The 22,446-nt window shown below is 46.3% G+C and carries 18 protein-coding genes; 2 read left to right on the plus strand and 16 right to left on the minus strand.

Going from position 1 to position 22,446, the window contains the following annotated elements:
- Window positions 1-33: 33 nt before the first annotated feature.
- The 10 genes from ELZ11_RS16465 to ELZ11_RS16510 form a co-directional block, all read right to left on the minus strand.
- Entirely contained in the window at window positions 34-1,674 is a 1,641-nt protein-coding gene (locus ELZ11_RS16465; RefSeq protein ID WP_137358505.1) for a methyl-accepting chemotaxis protein, read from the minus strand.
- Between the two features lie 217 nt (window positions 1,675-1,891).
- Window positions 1,892-2,188, minus strand: a complete 297-nt coding sequence (gene fis / locus ELZ11_RS16470) for a DNA-binding transcriptional regulator Fis (RefSeq protein WP_004729744.1) — start codon at window positions 2,186-2,188, stop codon at window positions 1,892-1,894.
- Between the two features lie 23 nt (window positions 2,189-2,211).
- On the minus strand, window positions 2,212-3,180 hold the full coding sequence (gene dusB / locus ELZ11_RS16475) for a tRNA dihydrouridine synthase DusB (protein WP_167494709.1): 969 nt from the start codon (window positions 3,178-3,180) through the stop codon (window positions 2,212-2,214).
- Window positions 3,181-3,319: 139 nt separating this feature from the next.
- Window positions 3,320-4,207: a 50S ribosomal protein L11 methyltransferase gene (prmA, locus tag ELZ11_RS16480; RefSeq protein ID WP_137358507.1), complete on the minus strand. Its 888-nt coding sequence runs from the start codon at window positions 4,205-4,207 to the stop codon at window positions 3,320-3,322.
- A 178-nt stretch (window positions 4,208-4,385) separates the two neighbouring features.
- Window positions 4,386-5,729 (minus strand): acetyl-CoA carboxylase biotin carboxylase subunit, encoded by a 1,344-nt coding sequence (gene accC / locus ELZ11_RS16485; protein ID WP_137358508.1) that lies wholly within the window; start codon window positions 5,727-5,729, stop codon window positions 4,386-4,388.
- Window positions 5,730-5,744: 15 nt separating this feature from the next.
- Window positions 5,745-6,215, minus strand: a complete 471-nt coding sequence (accB, locus tag ELZ11_RS16490; protein WP_137358509.1) for an acetyl-CoA carboxylase biotin carboxyl carrier protein — start codon at window positions 6,213-6,215, stop codon at window positions 5,745-5,747.
- 97 nt (window positions 6,216-6,312) lie between these two features.
- Window positions 6,313-6,762 (minus strand): type II 3-dehydroquinate dehydratase, encoded by a 450-nt coding sequence (aroQ, locus tag ELZ11_RS16495; protein ID WP_137358510.1) that lies wholly within the window; start codon window positions 6,760-6,762, stop codon window positions 6,313-6,315.
- Window positions 6,763-7,071: 309 nt separating this feature from the next.
- Window positions 7,072-9,021 carry an acetate--CoA ligase gene (gene acs / locus ELZ11_RS16500; protein WP_137358511.1) on the minus strand — a complete coding sequence of 650 codons (1,950 nt, stop codon included), beginning with the start codon at window positions 9,019-9,021 and terminating at the stop codon, window positions 7,072-7,074.
- A 226-nt stretch (window positions 9,022-9,247) separates the two neighbouring features.
- On the minus strand, window positions 9,248-9,883 hold the full coding sequence (locus tag ELZ11_RS16505) for a 3'-5' exonuclease (protein ID WP_137358512.1): 636 nt from the start codon (window positions 9,881-9,883) through the stop codon (window positions 9,248-9,250).
- Between the two features lie 60 nt (window positions 9,884-9,943).
- Window positions 9,944-11,770: a DUF294 nucleotidyltransferase-like domain-containing protein gene (locus ELZ11_RS16510; protein ID WP_137358513.1), complete on the minus strand. Its 1,827-nt coding sequence runs from the start codon at window positions 11,768-11,770 to the stop codon at window positions 9,944-9,946.
- 223 nt (window positions 11,771-11,993) lie between these two features.
- Here ELZ11_RS16510 and ELZ11_RS16515 point away from each other — a divergent pair, with 223 nt between their 5' ends.
- Together ELZ11_RS16515 and ELZ11_RS16520 are read left to right on the plus strand one after the other, a co-directional pair.
- Window positions 11,994-13,166, plus strand: a complete 1,173-nt coding sequence (locus tag ELZ11_RS16515) for a 3-phenylpropionate MFS transporter (RefSeq protein ID WP_137358514.1) — start codon at window positions 11,994-11,996, stop codon at window positions 13,164-13,166.
- A 96-nt stretch (window positions 13,167-13,262) separates the two neighbouring features.
- Entirely contained in the window at window positions 13,263-16,694 is a 3,432-nt protein-coding gene (locus ELZ11_RS16520; protein ID WP_137358515.1) for a hybrid sensor histidine kinase/response regulator, read from the plus strand.
- A gap of 64 nt (window positions 16,695-16,758) precedes the next feature.
- On the opposite strand, the gene ELZ11_RS16525 is transcribed toward ELZ11_RS16520, so the two are convergent.
- The 6 genes from ELZ11_RS16525 to ELZ11_RS16550 form a co-directional block, all read right to left on the minus strand.
- The gene (locus tag ELZ11_RS16525) at window positions 16,759-18,144 is read right to left on the minus strand and encodes a class II fumarate hydratase (RefSeq protein ID WP_137358516.1); all 1,386 of its coding nucleotides are present in this window, start codon (window positions 18,142-18,144) and stop codon (window positions 16,759-16,761) included.
- Window positions 18,145-18,156: 12 nt separating this feature from the next.
- Window positions 18,157-18,537, minus strand: coding sequence for a hypothetical protein (locus ELZ11_RS16530; RefSeq protein WP_137358517.1), 381 nt, complete (start codon window positions 18,535-18,537; stop codon window positions 18,157-18,159).
- Between the two features lie 179 nt (window positions 18,538-18,716).
- Complete coding sequence (locus tag ELZ11_RS16535; RefSeq protein WP_137358518.1) at window positions 18,717-20,420, minus strand: sodium:solute symporter family protein; 1,704 nt, start codon at window positions 20,418-20,420, stop codon at window positions 18,717-18,719.
- A gap of 11 nt (window positions 20,421-20,431) precedes the next feature.
- Entirely contained in the window at window positions 20,432-20,698 is a 267-nt protein-coding gene (locus ELZ11_RS16540) for a DUF4212 domain-containing protein (protein ID WP_137358519.1), read from the minus strand.
- Between the two features lie 341 nt (window positions 20,699-21,039).
- The gene (locus tag ELZ11_RS16545) at window positions 21,040-21,663 is read right to left on the minus strand and encodes a MarC family protein (RefSeq protein WP_137358520.1); all 624 of its coding nucleotides are present in this window, start codon (window positions 21,661-21,663) and stop codon (window positions 21,040-21,042) included.
- Between the two features lie 115 nt (window positions 21,664-21,778).
- The gene (locus ELZ11_RS16550; protein WP_137358694.1) at window positions 21,779-22,414 is read right to left on the minus strand and encodes a response regulator transcription factor; all 636 of its coding nucleotides are present in this window, start codon (window positions 22,412-22,414) and stop codon (window positions 21,779-21,781) included.
- Window positions 22,415-22,446: the final 32 nt, after the last annotated feature.

Consider the following 22,446-nt stretch of genomic DNA (forward strand, 5'->3'; position numbering starts at 1 on the left):
TGCGAAGGCTCTCATGCTCTTGGAATCGCTTTCTTATACTTTGAAGATGCTAAGGTTGCTTTGTAGTTGCTCTCCGCTTTCTAATAAATTGTTGCTCGCTTGTGCGACTTGGTCGGCTTGTGATGTGGTTTGGACGCTGTGATCGGCGATATGGGTTAAGTTCTGGCTGATTTCTTCGGTGGCGGTGGTTTGTTGAGAGCTGGCTTCGGCAATTTGCTCATTCAGCGCCAGAATAATGTTTACTTGCTCTTCGATAGCGCCTAGCGCACTTTTCGCGAGCTCGGCTTGCTCTTGTGTCGCAGAGGATTGAACTTGGGTTTGTGCCATAGAGTCCGAGACCTCTTTCGCTCGGTTTTGCAGGCTCACGACGATTTGCTCTATTTCATCGGTACTGGCTTGAGTTCGAGTGGCTAAGGTTCGAACTTCATCGGCCACCACTGCAAATCCTCGGCCTTGTTCACCAGCACGCGCAGCCTCGATAGCAGCATTGAGCGCCAGTAAGTTAGTTTGTTCGGCAATCCCACGGATCACATCCAGCACAGTGCCAACGTTTTGCGAGTCTTGAGCCAGTTTATTGGTATTTTCTTCTGTTTGGCTAAGTAAGGCGGATAACGAATCAATTTGCCCAGAAGCTTTGTCGATGACTATGGTGCCTTGGGTACCTTTTTCACTCGCTTCTTGCGCCGCGGTGGCTGCATTATGCGCAGCGTTCGCGACTTCTTGGTTGCTTGCGTGCAACTCATTCATCGCAGAGGCAACGGTGTCTACCGCTTGATGTTGTTGGTTGGCTTTGTTGGAGCTGTCTTGTGCGACGTTATTAAGTTCGACTGCCGCAGAAGAAATATTATTACCGATCGGAGTCATGTCGAGGACGATCGAGCGAATTTTGCCTGTGAATTGATTAAAGGCTGTCGCAATTTGGGTTAGCTCATCATTGCCTTTCTGTGAAAGCTGCTTGGTTAAGTCGCCTTCACCGCTGGCGATATCGTTAAGCGCATCTAGCGTCTCTTTACATGGCAAACTGATACTACGGCTAATCCATATGGCTAGCATCGCCATGACGGCCAGAGAAAACACCAGAGTAAAGATAACCAGTCGGATTCTATCCCACACCAATGCTTCGATATCGTCGACGTACACGCCCGTCCCTATGATCCAGCCCCAAGGTTTAAAGAGCTTGATATAAGAAATTTTCTCAACGTCGGTTTCAGAGCCTGGCTTTGGCCACATGTAACTCACGAACCCTTGTCCATCGGCACGGGCCACTTGCACAAACTCAACGAATAACGCTTTACCTGTCGGGTCTTTCACGCCAGAAACGTCTTTACCATTGAGTGCGGGCTTGATTGGGTGCATCACCACCATTGGCTGCATATCGTTGATCCAGAAGTAATCTTTGGTTTCGTAACGTAACGCTTCGACGGCGTCTTTGGCTTGTTGTTGTGCCTGTTCAGAGGTTAAATCTCCAGAAGCCTGTTGCTGATAAAAGTGATTGACCAGCGTATGTGCTGATTCAACTAAGTGACGAGTTTTTAGTTTTTTTGCTGTCATTAGATCGTCTTGGTATTGATTAATGACATATAGAAGTGGGATCAAAAGCATGATGGTGATTAGGGTTGTTAATAAAATTAGACGCTTCTGAATGGTAAGTTTACGTAGGCCAAAAATATCCATAGCACAGTCCTTTTGCACAAACTTTTCTTGGTTGGGGGATATCGTTTTTATATTGATACATTTAACTGTAGTGGACAGGGTCTAGATTGGTAGTTTTCCTTATCAGGAAAAGGGTTATTAGAGAAAGTCGGCGGTGAAATACAAGCGTGCAGGCACAAAAAAAGCCAAGCTAAACAAGTTAACTTGGCTTTAAATTCAATAAATTACGAAAGAACGATTAGTTCATGCCGTATTTTTTAAGCTTCTTGCGAAGAGTACCGCGGTTGATACCCATCATAGTTGCTGCGCGAGTTTGGTTACCGCGAGTGTACTGCATGATGGTGTCTAGTAGTGGCTGTTCAACTTCAGCTAATACTAGTTCGTATAACTCGCTGACTTCTTGACCGTTTAATTGAGCAAGGTAATTTTTCAATGATGCTTTAACTGAGTCACGTAGTGGCTTCTGCGTGATTTGGTCTTGTGATGTAACTGTCGTTACTGTCAATGCTTCTGAAGTCAGATTTTGTTCGAACATATTCGGTCTAGCTCTTCTCGTAATTATGGTGCAACGTTATCAAAAAAACCTTCTAGCGCCTCAAGCTGCAGATCACCTGCTTCGAGTGCGTTGAAGGTACGGCGAAACTCACTAGCTTGCTCATGCTCTTTTAGATACCAACCCACATGCTTACGAGCGATGCGAGGGCCTAAAAACTCACCATAAAACTTATGGAGAGCGTCAACATGGCCAAGCATGATGTCTTTCACTTCCGCAGTTGGAAGTTCATCCATCGTGGTGCCGTTTTCCAAATAGTGTTGGATTTCTTGAAAAATCCACGGACGTCCTTGGGCAGGACGACCAATCATTAAAGCGTCAGCGCCGGTGTACTCCAGCACAAACTTTGCTTTCTCAGGGCTATCGATATCACCGTTAGCGATAACCGGTATAGAGACAGCGTGTTTTGCCGCTTTAATGTGTTCATATTCGGCCTCACCTTTGTACATACAAGCGCGAGTTCTCCCGTGAAGGGCAAGTGCCTGTATGCCGCAGTCTTCGGCTAATTTAGCGATTTGGACACAGTTTCTATTTTCTGTATCCCAGCCAGTACGGGTTTTCAACGTTACGGGAACGTCTACTGCATCTACCACCGCTTTCAAGATCTCTTCGATGAGAGCTGGATGCTGTAGCAGCGCAGAGCCGGCTAGCTTCTTATTCACTTTCTTTGCTGGGCAACCCATATTGATATCGATGATTTGCGCACCGTTCTCAACATTAAACTGAGCTGCCTCTGCCATGAGCTGTGGATCTGCACCAGCGATTTGTACTGAGCGAATGCCCGATTCGCCTTCATGTACCATACGCTGCTGAGACTTCGACGTTTTCCAAACCTTAGGATTGGAGGACATCATTTCACTGACGGCCATTCCGGCACCATAGCGAAGACACAACTCACGGAATGGTCTATCCGTTACGCCAGCCATAGGAGCGACGATTAGATTATTCTTAAGTTGATAGTTTCCGATTTTCAAAACGTCATCACAGTTCTGTACTAGCAAGGGCGCGCATTTTACGCATTTTTTTGCCGCGTGAAAAGACTAATATTTGAGCATTTACAATTTGTTTTTGTAATCTGCTTAAATTTCAATCAATTAGGCCGCAAAGTCTTACCTAGCCTTGCTTGCGACCAGAGATACGACACCACTCTTGTTGCTCGGCAATCGGATCAATGTGAAGTTCATCACGGTAATATGTGGCTACGTCTTCCGCTTGTGTATCTAAAACACCCGACATCGCAAGCACGCCGTCTGCTTTTACTAGACCTTTAATGATGCCAGAAAGTTCACGAAGTGGACCCGCAAGGATGTTCGCAACAACCACATCCGCAATCAGGCCTTCTGGTTGATCTTGTGGTAGGTAAACTTCTAGCTGGTCAGCGACGCCGTTACGTTCAGCATTGTCTTTAGATGCAAGCAATGCTTGAGGATCAATGTCGATCCCGACCACTTTTGCAGCGCCAAGTTTGATCGCAGCGATCGCCAAAATGCCTGAACCACAGCCAAAATCGATTACGGTTTTGCCAGTTAGATCTAAGCCTTCAAGCCATTCTAGACATAAAGCGGTAGTTGGGTGGGTACCGGTACCAAATGCAAGGCCAGGGTCTAGCATTACGTTTACGGCATCTGGCTCTGGGATATCGCGCCAGCTTGGGCAAATCCATAGGCGTTCGCCGAATTTCATTGGGTGGAAGTTATCCATCCACTCACGTTCCCAATCTTTATCTTCAATCTGCTCTACTTTATGTGCAAAGTCAGCAGGGAACATGTTGCTCGCTTTGATTTGCGCTAGAACGACGCTAGTGTCAATTTCCGCATCATAAAGCGCTAGGATGTCAGTATCACCCCAAAGGCGCGTTTCACCCGGCAGAGGCTCAAATACAGGGGTATCCTGTGCATCAAGAAAAGTTACAGAAAGAGCACCTGTCTCCTCCATTAACATATCGCCAATTTGTTCGGCATTTTCATTAGTTGCATTGAGCTTGATTTGAATCCAAGGCATGGCTGCGTCTTCTATCTGATAAAAAATGGATGGCGAGTCTAGCAGAAATTATGAACAAATTCACGAAAAGCCCGCGCTTTGATTGGGAGTGATAGCGTAAGAATTTTGAGGCTATAAAAACAAAAAATGCCCACCGAGGTGAGCATTTTAAATTCTTCAATTAACTATTCGTTATTTGTTACTGAAGACCAAGCTTCTTCTCAAGGTAGTGGATGTTTGCACCACCGTGTTGGAAGTTTTCGTCGTTCATAATAGATTCTTGAAGAGACACGTTTACTTTGATGCCTTCAACAATCATTTCACCCAGAGCGTTCTTCATTCGAGAAATCGCTACATCACGGTTTTCACCGTAAGTGATCAGTTTACCAATCATTGAATCGTAATGAGGTGGCACTGTGTAACCCGTGTAGATGTGAGAATCCCAACGAACACCCATACCGCCTGGTGCGTGGAAACGCTCAATCTTACCTGGTGAAGGTAGGAACTTCTCTGGATCTTCCGCGTTGATACGACACTCGATAGCGTGGCCGCTGATCTTGATGTCATCTTGCGTGAAAGATAGAGGCTGACCAGCAGCAACGCGCAGTTGCTCTTTGATTAGGTCAACGCCCGTTACCATTTCAGTTACCGGGTGTTCTACTTGAATACGCGTGTTCATTTCGATGAAGTAGAATTCGCCATTTTCGTATAGGAACTCAAACGTACCTGCACCACGGTAGCCAATCTCAAGACATGCACGAGTACAACGTTCACCGATGTACTTACGCATTTCAGCTGTGATACCTGGAGCTGGCGCTTCTTCCACAACTTTCTGGTGACGACGTTGCATTGAACAGTCACGCTCACCTAGGTGGATTGCGCCACCTTGGCCATCAGCAATTACTTGAACTTCAACGTGACGTGGGTTTTCTAGGAACTTCTCCATGTAAACCATGTCGTTGTTGAAACATGCTTTTGCTTCCGCACGAGTCATTGCGATTGCTTCAGTTAGCTCGCCTTCAGAGCGAACAACACGCATGCCACGACCGCCGCCGCCGCCAGATGCTTTGATGATTACTGGGTAACCAATACGCTTAGCGTGTGCTTTGTTCTTTGATTCGTCATCATCAAGTGGGCCATCAGAACCTGGTACACAAGGTACGCCAGCTTTTTTCATTGCTGTGATTGCTGATACTTTGTCGCCCATAATGCGGATAGTTTCCGCTTTAGGACCAACAAAGATGAAGCCACTGCGCTCAACTTGCTCAGCGAAGTCTGCGTTTTCAGATAGGAAGCCGTAACCAGGGTGGATAGCCACCGCACCAGTTACTTCTGCTGCACTGATAATACGAGGAATGTTTAGGTAGCTGTCGATACCACGAGCAGGACCGATACAAATAGTTTCGTCTGCTAGTAGTACGTGCTTAAGATCGCGGTCAGCTGTTGAGTGAACAGCAACGGTCTTAATGCCAAGCTCTTTACATGCACGCAAAATACGTAGTGCAATTTCACCACGGTTCGCGATTACTAATTTATCTAACATAATGAGGGCTCTCTATTATTCGATAATTACTAGAGCTTGATCGAACTCAACAGGTTGGCCGTCTTCAACTAGGATAGCGGTAACAACACCAGACTTGTCAGCTTCGATTTGGTTCATCATTTTCATTGCTTCAACGATACATAAAGTTTCGCCAGCAGTTACAGATTGGCCAACTTTAACGAATGGTTTTGCATCAGGGCTTGGAGCGCTGTAGAAAGTACCAACCATTGGAGAAAGAACTTGATGACCCGCAGGAACTGCTGCTTCTGCCGGTGCTGCTGCAGGAGCCGCTGCCGCTGGAGCAGGTGCCGCCGCTGGAGCAGGTGCTGCTACTGGCGCAGGCGCTGCTGCGTATTGAACTGGCGCTACAGGTGCAGTGCTGTTACGGCTGATTCGTACTGACTCTTCACCTTCAGAAATTTCTAGCTCAGCAATGCCAGACTCTTCAACCAATTCGATCAGCTTTTTGATTTTGCGAATATCCATCGTATCTTTCTCTTTTATCTGTTAATTGACCTTACTCTATGACTGAGTAGGAAAGTATTAGTTCTATCTATGTGTGATTACATCACGATATTTATAGTTACTTCGATTTCAGAGCGTTAATCGCTGCCGTCAAAGCAAATTGATAACCTTGCGCACCTAGTCCGCAGATAACGCCTTCGGCTTTATCTGAAAGGTATGAGTGATGGCGGAAAGCTTCTCGCGCATGCACGTTGGACAGGTGAACTTCAATAAATGGAATAGCAACACCTAATAGAGCGTCACGCAATGCAACACTGGTATGCGTGAATGCCGCTGGGTTGATAATAATAAAATCAACCTTCTGATAAGCTGCGTGGATCGCCTCTATCAGTTCATATTCACGGTTCGATTGTAAATGAGACAGCTCGACATCTTGGCTATTGGCTTGCTCTGTTAGTGACGCAATGATCTGATCAAGCGTTTGAGAACCATAATGAGCAGGCTCTCTAAGTCCCAAAAGGTTAAGGTTTGGGCCATTAAGAACTAGAATGCTTAACTTTGTAGACATCTTGGGGCTATCTTCCTTTATCGTGAATACGAATGTGAATGTTGCCATTTTATTGAAAATTTGGAGTCAATTTCTAGTAAGAAAAGCCCAAATTTAAAAATTAGAACCAGATTATAGCTAATTCAGCGCAAATCGCAGCAATTTACTGGTCTAATCTCCTGATTTAATGGCATGAAACTGTTATCAAGTTAACAAAATATAGCGGTAACCTTTACATGGATGTGGATATTTGGGAGCCCGATCAGGCATAAAAAAACCGCCACATAGTGACGGTTTGCTTTGTTGAGCTGTTTTAAACGTGAGTGACGATTATGCTAATTCCGCTTTTTCAGCGATAAGCTTATCAACCACACTTGGGTCAGCCAGCGTTGAAGTATCACCTAAGTTGCTGGTATCGCCCGTAGCGATCTTGCGTAGAATACGACGCATGATCTTGCCTGAACGAGTTTTCGGTAGTGAATCTGTCCAGTGCAGTACATCAGGAGTGGCGATTGGGCCAATTTCTTTACGAACCCAGTTCTTCACTTCTTTGTGCAGTTCAGCGGTAGGGAACTCACCATCATTTAACGTAATGTAAGCGTAAATCGCTTGGCCTTTAATATCATGTGGAATACCGACAATCGCTGCTTCTGCAATCTTATCGAACGCAACTAATGCTGATTCAATTTCCGCGGTACCCATACGGTGGCCAGATACGTTTAGTACGTCATCCACACGGCCAGTGATCCAGTAGTAACCATCTTCATCGCGACGTGCGCCATCACTGGTGAAGTACATGCCTTTAAAGGTGGAGAAGTAAGTTTGCTCGAAACGTTCATGGTCACCGTAAACGGTACGCATTTGCCCAGGCCATGAATCTAGAATAACGAGGTTACCATCAGTAGCCCCTTCAATAATGTTACCCATGTTGTCGACAAGCGCTGGCTGTACACCGAAGAATGGGCGAGTCGCAGAACCTGGTTTCAGGTCGGTTGCGCCTGGAAGTGGGGCAATCAAGATGCCGCCAGTTTCAGTTTGCCACCATGTATCAACGATTGGTGATTGCTCGTTACCTATGGTTTTGTAGTACCACTCCCATGCTTCTGGGTTAATAGGTTCACCTACCGAGCCCATGATACGTAGACTGTCACGTGAAGTGCCTTCGACGGCTTCATTACCTTTTGCCATCAGAGCACGAATTGCGGTTGGCGCAGTATAAAGAATATTCACTTGGTGCTTATCAACGACTTCACTCATACGGCTAGTATTCGGGTAGTTTGGCACGCCCTCAAATAGGATTGTTTTCGCGCCGTTAGCCAGTGGGCCGTAGATTAGGTAAGTGTGGCCGGTAATCCAACCCACATCAGCCGTACACCAGAAGGTTTCACCTTCTTGGTAGTCAAATACGTATTTGAACGTCATGGCTGCATAAACTAGGTAGCCACCAGTGGTATGTAGAACACCTTTAGGTTTACCAGTAGAGCCAGAGGTATAAAGAATGAATAGTGGGTCTTCAGCATTCATTTCTTCAGGAGGACATTCAGAAGAGACATTCGCTGTCGCTTCGTGCCACCACACATCACGATGTTCATGCCATTCGATATCGCCACCAGTACGTTTCATTACGATGACTTTTTCAATCGTTTTCACTTCTGGGTTAGTCAGCGCTTCATCGACATTTTTCTTAAGCGGGACTGCACGGCCGCCGCGCACGCCTTCATCGGCAGTGATCACGACTTTTGAATCTGAATCGATAATACGACCAGAAAGAGCTTCAGGGGAGAAACCACCAAATACGACAGTATGAACCGCACCGATTCGAGTACACGCCAGCATTGCAACCGCAGCTTCAGGAACCATCGGCATATATAGACAAACGACATCGCCTTTACGAACGCCTTGCTCTTTTAATGCGTTTGAAAACTCACATACTTCTTTGTGCAATTCATTAAATGTCAGTGTTTTATCGTCAGCTGGGTCATCGCCTTCCCAAATAATAGCGACTTCGTCACCACGATCGGCAAGATGGCGGTCAATACAGTTAGCCGATACGTTGAGTGTACCGTCTTCGAACCAGCGAATATCAACGTGGCCTGTATCAAACGAGGTGTTTTTTACTTCTGTGAATGGTTTGATCCAATCGACAATTTTACCGTGCTCGCCCCAGAAAGCGACTGGGTCAGAAACGGACTGCTGGTACATGGCTAGGTAAGTGTCATTATCCGCGTGTGTCGTTGATTTAATATTTTCTTTTACCGGATAAACGTGGGCTTCACTCATTGCTTCTCTCCTTGTGCCTAAATTCCTTGTGAACTGGGCAAATTTCCGTGGTGTGCTCCAACCGAGCGTTGTTGGCCATATAGTATGATTCGGCCATTAATTCTTTAGATAAACTGTATGCTCTTCACTTTCTGCTAGGTGACGAATTTCTACAATTAGACTTTAGGATGAGAAGGGGCTATCCACTTAAAAAATAGCCAGTTAAGTTAAGAATTGCGAAGTTGATCTAGCGGCTGTAAGAAGATTTAAAGTTTGGGATGTTGCCATGTTTTAAACGGATGAAAACTAACGCTGCTGAAATCGCATCTTGTAAGGCATCGTGTTTATTGGTCTGTTGAGGGAGTCCGAGTTGTTTGCATATGGCATCCAAACTGAGGTCGAAATACGCATTGGGTAAACTCTGTACTAACTTGTCGTGATAAAGCTGGCTAACTTCCACTAACGAATTGGGAAGCGGAAAGCCAAGCTGCTTACGGCAAGCTCGGTCTAAAATTTTCTTATCGTAGCGGATGTGGTAGCCCACAAGAGGACGGTTACCGATGAATTCTAGGAGCTTCAATAGTGCCTGTTTTTCATCGATGCCATTGGCGAGGTCTTGATGCCGAATACGATGAATCTTTACCGAACCTGAATCGAGTGATTGCGGGGCTCGAAGGCGTACTTCAAAAGGTTGACTCGTGATGATCCGGTTACCAATAATTTTGGTTGCGGCTATTGTGACAAGTTCTGCACGGTTTGGATCTAAACTCGTGGTTTCACAATCTAAAGACACGTATTCACTTTGATGAGGAGAACGAAACAGCGGCCGAAAAGGGGAACCTTTCAGCTTGTTGTGCCAATATCGTCGTACTAACCAATTCACGGTATTTCCTTAGATGAGTGCTCATCACGGCTTTCAAAGGTATGGATCAATGGGTGCGATTTAGTCGCGGATTTGATAGTGGTAGCCAAGCCATTGTTTAAACTTTTTCACGACATGCAAACTGTGTCGTAATAAATCGCGCTCAGAGCGGTCCATCAATTTGATGTCGAGGTTGTTGCTACTCGACTGCTGAGCGAGCCTTTGCGCTAAACGCCACTTAAAAAACTCTTTGAGCGCTTCACTGAGATTATCTGCGGTGCTGTGCTCCAATACTTTCTTATCAACCAACGCCTGAATACGATCAAAGGTGTTCTTTTCGGTGACTGCATATTCCAAGCTTAATGCGCGAATCCCGTGGACAATCGGAAAAATGCCGCCTCGTTTTATGTCTAACCCCGACTTAGAGCTCTTCACTTTGCCAAACAAAGTGAGTGGGACAGAGAAGTTAATCGCAGGACGGCAAAACTCAGTCAGAATCAGTTCTTGGCCAGCCATTAACTGACTTAAGTGCTCTTGAATTTCTGGCAATAATTCGCGATTGCCCGCTACGGCATGAGCATCGGCCATTATCGCAATGTCCATTACCTTTTCCGGTGTTGCCGATTTGACCCAATGAGATAACTCTTGTTTCCATTCGTGCTGAGTTTTGACCCATTTAGGATTGCTGACCATGACATTGCCGGGGCACAGCGGATAACCGAGTTGCTGTAGAGTATGAGTTAAGGCATTCATCACCTCAGAACATTGTTGCCAATCTAAACCGTCTTCAATGATGAGCGCGTTGTCCTGGTCTGTTTTAAGAATCTGCTCGCCACGCCCCTCGGAGCCTAAAACGATAAGGCAGCAGTGGTCATGCAAGGCTGGAGGGACGACAAGCTCAAAGGCTTTTTCGATGATCTGTTCATTTACTGCGGAAATCAGTTCCATGATAAAGCGAGTACGTATGCCATTGCTTAATAAACTTTCCACCAAGTTACGTTGCTTATTAGAGGCTAAAGCCAGCTCCTCTACGCTGGTGGCTCGTGCAATGCTTAAGGTTAAAACGTGCGAATGAGTAGAAAAGGCGCTGAGGATTTGGGTCATGTCGAGCATGCCAATCGCTTGATTACCATCGCAAACCATGACTCGCTTCATTCGGTTACGTGTCATGGTGATCATGGCATTAAATAAAAAGTCGCCCTCTTCGACGTAATAAACAGGGAATGTAGCGATTTCAGACACTGGAGTATCTAGTTTGCGATTTTCCAGCATTACGGCATGCAGCATATTTGTGCGTGTCACTATCGCATAAGGGTGAGCATTAGGGTTTTGTCGAAGGCGTTGGTCGTCTGGAGCCAGTGCCACTAACGCCGAGTCGAGTCCATTATCTTTTAACTGCTGCGTCACTTGATTAATTGGTGTGCTGGGTTCGAGTAACATTGGCGGGTGGTAAATACTGCGATCGACTTTCGTCAGAATAAATTCTGCGAGGTTCTTCTGTTCTTTTGCAGCTTCGATAAGTGCTTGGCGACGGGCCAAATTACTGTCGAAGTAGGCAGCGAATTGGCCGTTCTCTTGATACAGTTCGAGAAATACCTGCTTGGGGAGTAAATAACTAAGCGTGTCTTCCAGCGCTACATAGTGGTGTTTCACTATGCCTTCTAGTTGGCCTCGCACATCAAAAATATCGTCATTAGCGTAGTGCGCATAGATCTCTTGGCTGTTTTCATCACGTTCTTCTACTGCGCCTTTGATGAGGATATGTAAGTGATGGCAAGCCTTTCCGGCTTCTAGGATGGTTTCTCGGTCGCGATAATATGCGACATCTAACGAAGATCTGAGCCTGAGTTGCTGGCTTTCGGACAAGCGGTCGAAAGGGGGAGACTGCATATTGAATTTGTCAGGCATGATCGTGTCACTAGCTAGAAGGAGGTAGGTCCAGTCTGACAAATCCTGCTTGAAGCTCCAGACGACTTTAGTCTAATCAGTCTAAATTCAGGGAGTGGGGGGGATTTAAGCGGTTATTTCTAATAAGGAAACAGAGCGTCGCCAATTATTCCCTTTTTTAGAGAAAGGAAGGTGGGCATAATTCATTCGGCTTTTTCCGTTTTACATTTTAGCAGGTTAATCGATGCGTCATCCTTCTCCACATGGCTGGATATCTCAATACTTTATAGGTTTCTTTTTTGCCTACGGTGTTTATTTGCCGTTTTGGGCGTTGTGGTTTGAAGACCAAGGGGTGACACCAAGTGATATCGGTCTGCTGATCGGTATTGGATTTGCCACGCGTTGTGTCGCGAATATGGTGTTGACGCCACGCATCCATAAAGTGGAACACTTAATGCCTGCGCTGCGCTGGTTAAGTGCAGCCGCTCTTATTTTTATTGGCTTCCACTTTTTTACTGGGGGTGACTTCTGGCTGATGGCATTGGCCACGGTACTATTCAATCTATGTTGTGGGCCGATTGTGCCGCTCTCCGATGCCATGGCGAATTACTACAGCCGCTTAAAGCTGCTTGATTATGGGCGTACACGTTTATGGGGCTCGATAGCGTTTATCGCTGGTTCCACCGTTGTGGGGTTCCTGGTGGCTGAATTCGGTACCAGTATGATCTTGTACACCGCATTGGCTGGCGTGTTGTTCTCATTATTGGTGGGTTTACGAAATCCAAATGTGATGCCGGAAACCAAGTCTGAAGAAGTGGCTGAAAGACCGAAGCTATCGCAACTGCTACGAGAACCGTCAGTGGTGAAGTTTTTAACCTTAGTGGCGCTTATTCAAGGTAGCCACGCGGCGTATTACAGCTTCAGTGCGATCTACTGGAAAGAGGCGGGGCATTCAGAGGCAATTATTGGCTACTTGTGGAGTCTAGGCGTGGTCGCAGAAGTCGCGATATTCGCTTTTAGTAAGCGTTTGTTCTCTGGTTGGACATTGAGAGCTCTGTTTGTTGCGGCTTCAATTGGCGTGATGATGCGCTGGGGAATTACGGCGTCGACGACGACGATTTTTGCTCTGGTTGCTGTTCAGTTATTACACGGTGTGACCTTCGCGATGGCGCATATTGCTGCAATCCAATACATTCAATCGGAAGAGGCCAGCAAAATGGTGGCGTTACAAGCTTTGTATAATGCGATTCCACTAGGTGCGTTTATTGCTTTGATGACCACCTTAAGTGGTTGGGGTTATGAGCAGTGGGGCGCGAATGTTTTCTGGGGAATGGCTGCTATGGGTGTGCTGGCCTTATTCGTTAAAGTCGACAGCAGAAGTAATGTCACGGAATTAGAGCCTAAAGCACAGAATTAGCCCGTACTGATTGTGTTCAATATCCATCCTTAGTTAAATGAAACCAAGCATAATGAAAGCCTGCGTATTGCAGGCTTTTTCATAAGGATTTGGTGAATGCAAGGTTGGATCGTAGTACCAGTATCCCTCGCGTATTTAGGGGTACTGTTTCTTATTGCTTGGTATGGAGACAGACAAACGCGTTGGTTGTCGCGCTGGCGACCTTGGATCTACAGTTTGTCGATTGCTGTGTATTGTACGTCGTGGACTTTCTACGGCACGGTAGGGCAGGCGAGCAATAACCCTTGGTCCTTTTTACCCATCTATATCGCTCCGATTTTAGTCTTCACTTTTGGTTGGCGGATACTCGCCCGGTTGATCCTTATCGCTAAGCGCGAACACATCACGTCTATTGCCGATTTCATCGCGGCCCGTTATGGAAAATCTCAAGGGCTGGCGGTCGTGGTAACCCTTATTGCCGTGGCTGGGATATTGCCTTACATCGCATTGCAGCTTCGTGGTATCACCATGGGCTTGGACATTGTCGCACCGAATTTGGCGGCTGACTTTGGCTATCAGGATTATCACGTGTCTTGGTTTGTGGTGGGAGCGTTAGCTATTTTCACCATGCTATTTGGTACGCGACATATTGATAATACGGAACATCACCGCGGTATGATGATGGCGGTTGCCTTTGAGTCAATCGTTAAACTGGTGGCGTTCTTATGTGTGGGTATTTTCATTATTTACTTGGCGTGGAATCACGACACCGTCAACTTACTTGAAGTAGCCTCTGCGACTTACGAATCTCCTAATCTTCCCACCCTAGCCATTCATACCGTGTTGACGATGTTGGCGATTGTCTGTTTACCGCGCCAATTCCATACCATGGTGGTGGAAAATGAACGCCCGCAAGATCTGCATACTGCGCGCTGGTTGTTCCCGGTTTACCTGATCCTCATGGGGCTGTTTGTTCTGCCAATTGCATGGGCTGGTCAAGGATTATTGAGCGGCTCATCAGCCGATACTTATGTGATTAGTGTACCGATGGAAGTGGGGGCGAATCATATCGCATTGCTTGCCTTTTTAGGTGGTACATCGGCGGCGAGCGGGATGGTAATTGTATCCACCATTGCACTGGCGATCATGGTGTCTAACGACTTAGTTATGCCTTTGCTATTACGCCGAATGCGTTTAACGCAGCGTAATCATCGCCACTTCTCCGGGCTACTTTTGGTTATTCGTCGTGGATTGATCTTGTTGCTTTTGCTCGGCGCTTGGGGCTTTTACCAAGCATTAGATAGCATCCACTCACTGTCGGCGATTGGCTTCTTGTCATTTGCAGCGATTACTCAGTTTGCCCCGGCATTAATTGGCGGTATGTATTGGCGCACGGGTAACCGAAAAGGGGTCTACGTTGGCCTGATGTTCGGTTTCCTAATTTGGCTGATCACATTGATGAGCCAAACTGACATGCTGGCCGGGGATGGTGAAACCAACCCATTGCTGTGGATAGTGACGCCACCGGACTTTTTGAGTAGCTGGGATATTCGAAGCTCAGACTGGGGGATCGTGCTGAGTGTCAGCGTCAATACACTTTGCTATGTATTGGTTTCTTTAGTGACCCGCTCAAGCCTAAGTGAACGCTTACAATCGGCGTCATTTGTCGGCACTCCTTTGCCAGAAAGCGAAAATATCAGTTTGTACCAAAGCCGAGTAACGGTGGCTGAATTAGAAATGCTTGCATCTCGATTTGTTGGTCGCACAAGGGCTAAAAGTGCATTTAGTACCTATTGGCAGCAGCAAGAGGAAGTACTGTTGCCCAATCAGCAGGCCCCTGCAAGTCTGATCCGCCATGCAGAAAGAGTATTGGCTGGGGTGTTTGGTGCATCGTCAGCTAAGTTAGTGCTTACTTCTGCATTGCAGGGCAGAAATATGCAGCTTGAAGAAGTGGCAACGATCGTTGATGAAGCGTCTGAGCTGTATGATTTTAGTCGTGGGTTACTGCAAGGCGCGATTGAACATATTGGTCAAGGCATAGCGGTAATTGATAAACAAATGCGGCTGGTGGCTTGGAACCAACGTTATTTGGAACTGTTTGAATTCCCTCCTGGTTTAATTCAGGTAGGTCGCCCGATTGCAGATGTGATTCGCCACAATGCGGAGCAAGGTCTCTGTGGCCCAGGAGATCCAGAAGACCATGTTCGTCGCCGTGTATTCCACTTAGAGCAAGGCACGCGCCATACCTCTTCTCGTATCCGCCCTGATGGCCGAGTGATAGAAGTGCAAGGAAACCCAATGCCGGGGGGCGGGTTTGTGATGAGCTTTACCGATATCACGGTCTTTAGGGAAGCGGAGCAAGCGCTGAAAGAAACCAATGAAAGTTTGGAGTTTCGAGTGCATGAACGTACCCAAGAACTGGAAAAGCTGAATCATAGGTTAGTACGAGCCACGCAAAAGTCTGAACACGAGTCTCAGTCAAAAACTCGCTTCTTAGCTGCGGTGAGTCATGACTTAATGCAGCCTTTGAATGCAGCTCGGTTGTTCGCTTCTTCGTTATCCGAAGTGGCGAAAGAGCAAGAAGTGAAACAGTTGTCTTCGCATATCGAAAGCGCACTAGGAGCAGCAGAGGACTTGATTGGCGACTTGCTTGATATTTCTCGATTGGAGTCTGGCAAGCTGGAAGTCAATGTACACGGCTTCGCCATTAATGATGTGTTTTCTAATCTCAATGCCGAATTCAGTGCGCTGGCGAAACAACAGAAAATCGACTTTGAGATGATTCCATCGACACTGTTTGTGAAGTCCGATCCGAAGCTGTTACGCCGAGTGATTCAAAACTTCTTAACGAATGCGTTTCGCTATAACCCGCAAGGTAAGGTGATATTGGGTGCTCGACGCGTTAATGGACAAGTACGGTTGGATGTGTGGGATAACGGTACCGGGATAGACGAAGATAAGCAGCAGGAAATCTTTGAAGAATTCACCCGAGGCAGCCAAGTTCGTTCAGACCAAGGGTTAGGGCTAGGACTCGCGATTTCAAAAGGCATCGCTCACGTACTTGGCCACCAGATATCGATGCGCTCATGGCCGGGGCAAGGTAGTGTATTTTCACTCACTTTGAATCGTGCCGATAAAGTGGTTGCTTCGCCTCAAGCAGTGGTTGCTGCGCCAAGCGGTGAGCTTGATCATTTGAAAGTACTTTGTGTCGATAACGAAAGCGATATTTTAGTCGGGATGGAAAACTTGATTGGCCGCTGGGGCTGCGAAGTAAAAACGGCTCTAGACTTAGTTGATAGCCTAAAAGCACTGGAAGATGATTGGGTGCCCGATGTGATTTTCTCTGATTACCGACTCGATAACGGTCGTACGGGGTTAGAAGTTTTACAGCAATGTAGGCTTCGCTTAGGCGATAAATTTGAAGGGGTGATCATCAGTGCCGATAGGACCGATGAAATGATGTCGGCGATTAAAGGCAATGGTTTTGGCTTTATTCCTAAGCCAGTCAAACCATTGAAATTGCGTTCAATCTTGAATCGAGTAGCTTAATTTTAGATACGCTGCTGTTATCGAAAATTTAAAGGCCTCATACGAGGCCTTTGTTCTTTTGAACTTAGTCAGCGATGCCGCCTTGCGTGAGTTTTGCAGGATCGAGTAAACGGGCTAATTCGTCACGGTTTAGATCGGTTTCTTGCTCTGCTACATCGAGAATTGGTCGACCTTCTTTATAGGCTTTCTTGGCGATATCCGCCGCTTTTAAATAACCAATCACGGGATTAAGTGCAGTCACTAAGATCGGGTTCTTAGACAAAGCGAGATCTAGATTATCTTGACGGACTTTAAAGGTGGTGATGGCTTTGTCTGCCAAGGCAGTAGAGCTGTTCGCTAATAATTGAATACTTTCTAGTACGTTGTGGGCAATGACTGGCAGCATCACGTTGAGCTGGAAGTTGCCCGATTGACCGGCGACTGTGATTGTGGCGTCATTACCAATCACTTGCGCAGCGGCCATAGCGGCTGCTTCCGGGATCACTGGGTTTACTTTACCCGGCATGATGGATGAACCTGGTTGAAGCGCTTGCAGTTCAATTTCACCTAAGCCAGCTAATGGGCCTGAGTTCATCCAGCGAAGATCGTTGGCGATCTTCATGATCGCTACCGCGGTAGTTTTAAGTTGGCCGGATAGGGCGACGATCGCATCTTGGCTGCTTAGATTAAAGAAGAAATTTTCACTGGCTGTGAAGCTAAGTTTGGTGGCTTGCGACAAGCTATCGGCAAATTTAGCAGTAAAACGTGGATCGGCGTTGATCCCTGTTCCTACCGCTGTGCCACCTTGAGCGAGCGCTTTGACAGACTTCAGGCTACCTTCAATACCTTGCTTAGCATGTTCAACTTGGAACTGCCAACCGCCAAGCTCTTGCGCGAAGGTGACTGGCATCGCATCCATCAAATGTGTACGGCCTGTTTTCACTACATCGGCTAGCTCTTGCTGTTTGTTTGCTAAGGCGGCAGATAAATGAGTAAGCGCAGGAAGCAACTGCTTCTCGATGGTTAAGGCGACACTTACCTGGATGGCAGTGGGCACGACATCGTTACTGCTTTGACCCATGTTAACGTGGTCATTTGGGTTCACTTGTCCGCCAAGTTGTAAAGAGGCCAGAGTGGCAATCACTTCATTGGCGTTCATATTTGAACTTGTACCTGAACCGGTTTGGTAGACATCAATGGGAAAGTGCTCTAAATGCTCGCCATCAATGATTTCTTGGCTGGCGTCGATGATTGCGCCTGCGATATCGCCTTCTAGTAACCCGAGCTCAGCATTGGTGGCGGCAGCGGCTTGTTTCACATAAGCCAGTGCTTGGATGAAGCTGTGTGGCATGGTGTGATTGCTAAACGCGAAATTGTCGACTGCACGTTGGGTTTGAGCTTGGTAAAGCGCATTAGCGGGAACTTTCACTTCCCCCATGCTGTCTTTTTCAATTCGGTATTCTTGGGTCATGTTCTATCCTTGTTAGCCAAGTGGTGCTTGGACTTGTTTTAATGTGGTTTGTAGAGTTAAGTATCGTTGATCGCCGTCGATTTGCTGGCAGTAATGGCGTTTCAAACTGAATAGCGGTGAGTGGATTGAATCGAGGCACATTTGGCGGAAAGCCAGGCTGTGATGAGGAGACTCAATAGCATCAATTAAATGGAAGAAGACTTGGCGCAGGAAAAGTTCGCATAACAATAGGTTTTCGTGCTCGGCATGCTTCTCATAATAGGATGCGAGCGTTAACCCCCAGTGAATGTACTCCTGAATAATATCGGGTTCAAAACCCACAGGTGTTATAGGCTGAGTAAAACGATCTTGCGCTTTGTAAAACATTGAATAGAGAATTTGTTGTTCTTCCATAAAAACCTCTCGATAATGTAATGATAATTATTATCAATTGGATTTTTAAAAACAACCTCTTTTTAGAAAAGAAAAAGCCGATGCATTGGGCATCGGCTTTTGAGCTTGGTTTCAGTTTAAACCCCTACAATCTAAACTGAATTTTTGAGCAGTATGATGTGGCTTGGTTACCGATCGGTTTAGTGATCGTGCGCTTCGCCAGCACCTTTAGGGTATCGAATTGACTCAACCATTTCTTGTACATCTTCAGGAACTTCAGCTGTTACTTTGTTAACTGCGATAGACACTACAAAGTTTAGACACATACCTAGTGTACCGATGCCTTCTGGGCTGATACCAAACCACCAGTTCTCAGGTGTACTTGCGGCTGGGTTCACGAACTTGAAGTAAATGATGTAAGTTGCTGTGAACACGATACCTGCCAACATACCTGCAATCGCACCTTCTTTGTTCATCTTCTTGTAGAAGATACCTAGGATGATTGCTGGGAAGAAGGACGCTGCAGCTAAGCCGAACGCAAAGGCAACTACCTGCGCTACAAAGCCTGGTGGGTTAATACCCAAGTAACCTGCACCGATAATCGCGACCATTGCTGCCAAACGTGCGGCTAACAGTTCTTGTTTGTCGGTCATGTTTGGTCTGAAGCCTTTCTTCAACAAGTCATGTGAAATCGACGTTGAGATTACTAGCAGTAGACCTGCGGCTGTTGATAGAGCGGCTGCTAGGCCACCGGCTGCTAATAGTGCTACAACCCAGTTTGGTAGTTTCGCCAGTTCTGGAGAAGCCAGTACGATGATGTCACGGTTAATCTTCATCTCGTTGCGCTCATCGCCCGAGTAGAACATCTTGCCATCGCCGTTCTTATCATCCCAACCTACTAGGCCAGTGCTTTCCCAGTTTTTATACCAGCTTGGTGCTTCTGCTGCTGGTACACCTTGCATGTCAGGACCATTGATAGTTTCGATCATGTTTACACGAGCGAATGCTGCAACACCTGGTGCTGTTGTGTATAGCAAAGAGATGAACAGTAGTGCCCAACCTGCAGAGATACGAGCATCACGTACACGAGGTACCGTGAAGAAACGAATGATTACGTGTGGAAGACCGGCAGTACCTACCATTAGAGCTGCACAGATGAAGAATACATCCACCATGCTCTTGTTACCTTCGGTATAGGCGGTGAACCCGAGTTCTTCGGTTAGTCCGTCCAGTTTGTCTAATAGGTAAACATCAGTTCCCGAGATAGTTGAACCCATACCAACTTGTGGAAGCGGGTTACCTGTCATCATGATTGATGTAAAGATTGCTGGTACAAGGAAGGCGAAAATGAGGACACAGAATTGAGCTACCTGCGTATAAGTGATGCCTTTCATGCCACCAAGCACTGCGTAGAAGAACACAATACCCATACCAATGATGATACCTAGGTTAATGTCGACCTCTAAGAAACGAGAGAATACAACACCAACACCACGCATTTGGCCTGCAACGTACGTGAATGATACGAAGATTGCACAGAATACCGCTACCATACGTGCTGTTTTTGAGTAGTAACGTTCACCGATGAAATCAGGAACTGTAAACTGCCCGAACTTACGTAGGTAAGGTGCTAAACATAGCGCAAGCAGTACGTAACCACCTGTCCAACCCATTAGGTAAACGGCGCCGTCGTAACCTACGAATGAAATAATACCCGCCATAGAAATGAACGACGCTGCCGACATCCAGTCAGCGGCTGTTGCCATACCATTCGCAACAGGGTGTACACCACCGCCTGCTACGTAGAATTCACTGGTTGAGCCCGCGCGAGCCCAAATTGCAATGCCGATATACAGTGCGAATGTAATACCGACGAGAATAAACGTCCAAGTTTGAATATCCATGTTCTAAACCTCTAGTCTTCCTGTACGTTGTATTTTTTGTCTAGCTTGTTCATGCGAGACACGTAAACAAAGATTAGGGCGACGAAGGTGTAGATCGAACCTTGCTGTGCGAACCAAAATCCTAGCTTAAAGCCACCAAATTGAATGGTATTGAGGGCATCAACGAATAAGATGCCTGCGCCGTAAGAAACAACAAACCAAACGGCTAGCAGTGTTCCCATTATTCCCAAGTTTTCCTTCCAGTAGGCTTGAGCATGTTCTGTAGATTCGAACGCCATGGCCTTCTCCTTTATTTCATTCCGTAGAAAGATGTTGTGTTAACGTAATGTTACGATTTGAAATGTAGCAAGGATAAGTCAAGGGATCTGTGCAACTTTAGTCGGGGCAAAAAAATCGGAAAATGTCCGTGGAATGGGCATTTATATAAAATATGAATGTAAAGTGTGATGTTAATATGTTGTTAAATTAGCCAAAGGTCTAAGGTGATGCAGTGATTCTTATACGACTTTGAGTAAAAAGTCGTTTTAAACCGAGAGGTCGTAGGGAAGGGGGATGGTGCTTAGCTTGATGAGAAAGGGTTAAACGCCCAAGCAAATATGAAATGACTTGGGCGGTTCGATTATAGGTAAAAGTCTTTGATGCCGAGCAGCAAATTGTTGACCGCTACTGCCGCAAGTATGAGCCCCATGACACGGCTAATGATGGCTGCGCCGACATTTCCAATCACCTTCTGAATGGTTGTTGCGCCTAGAAGTAATAATAACGTAATGATCAGTACTGCCAGCATCACGCCTGCGGTAATGCTTTGGTCAACCAACGAGTAACGATGGTTGTCTGTCAGCATAACAATAGCCATCATTGCGCCCGGTGACGCTATCGAAGGGATAGCAAGTGGGTAAACCGCTAAATCGGCCAATTGGGAATGGCTCACTTCTTCAGAGAGTTTTTGCTCTTGTTCTGGTTTGCTCTCACCAAAAATCATGGTTAATGCAAACAACAATAAGACCAACCCACCGGCTGCTTGGAATGCGGGTAAAGGTATTTGCATGGCTTCTAGCAGTAGTTGGCCTGCTACAAGAAAAAAGAGTAAGACACCAGCTGAAATTGCGACTGCTTTTAATGCGACCAAGCGTCTTTGTTTTGGAGTTAAGCGCTGCGTTTGAGAAAGATAAACCGGTACCGAGCCGATAGGGTCAATCACGGCCCACAGAACAACGAATTGAGTAATGATGATGCTAAGCAAAAGTTTTGCCTCCCAGAGTTGGTTACAGAGGGATTAAAGGCCGCCTGTTGGCAGCCTTTGTATTATAGCGTTTGCTATTCTTTTTAAGTCATTGCTGTGTGAAGACTTAAAATAATTAGCTTTCAGGTTCCATTTGTTGCAGCAAGATAACCGCTTGAGTGCGATTTTTGACATCCAGTTTTCGGAAGATCGCTGTCATATGTGCTTTGATGGTTGCTTCCGATACATTGAGTTCGTAAGCGATTTGTTTATTGAGTAGGCCATCAGAGAGCATGCCGAGTACTTTATATTGTTGCGGCGTCAAGGTCGCTATTTTTTCCGCTAAGTCGGTGCAGGCGGCGCTGTTCGTAATCAAGCCCTCTGGGAAGAAAGGGTCGCCATCTAACACTTGGTTTAAAGCGCTGACCAATTCACGCATGTCACTGGATTTCGGGATGAAACCAAATGCGCCATGGCTTTTCACTTGTGTGACTACGCTGGCATCTTCGCTAGCAGAGATCACAACAATAGGGAGATCGGGATATTCGGCTCTTAATTGAATCAAACCTGACATACCATTCGCGCCAGGCATTTTAAGATCCAATAGTAATAGATCCGGCTCATCTTCTTTTTTTAATAAGCTCAGAAGGGCATCAAGCGAGTCTGCTTCGAGTAAGTTGGCCCCGCTGATCGCCATGTGCACAGACTGGAACAATGCGTTGCGAAAAAGAGGGTGATCATCGGCAATGATGATGGTGTAGGTCGAATCCATGACGGTATACACTTCTAGCAATTAAATTCCAT

Source organism: Vibrio profundi (assembly GCF_005281835.1).
Lineage (GTDB): Bacteria > Pseudomonadota > Gammaproteobacteria > Enterobacterales > Vibrionaceae > Vibrio > Vibrio profundi.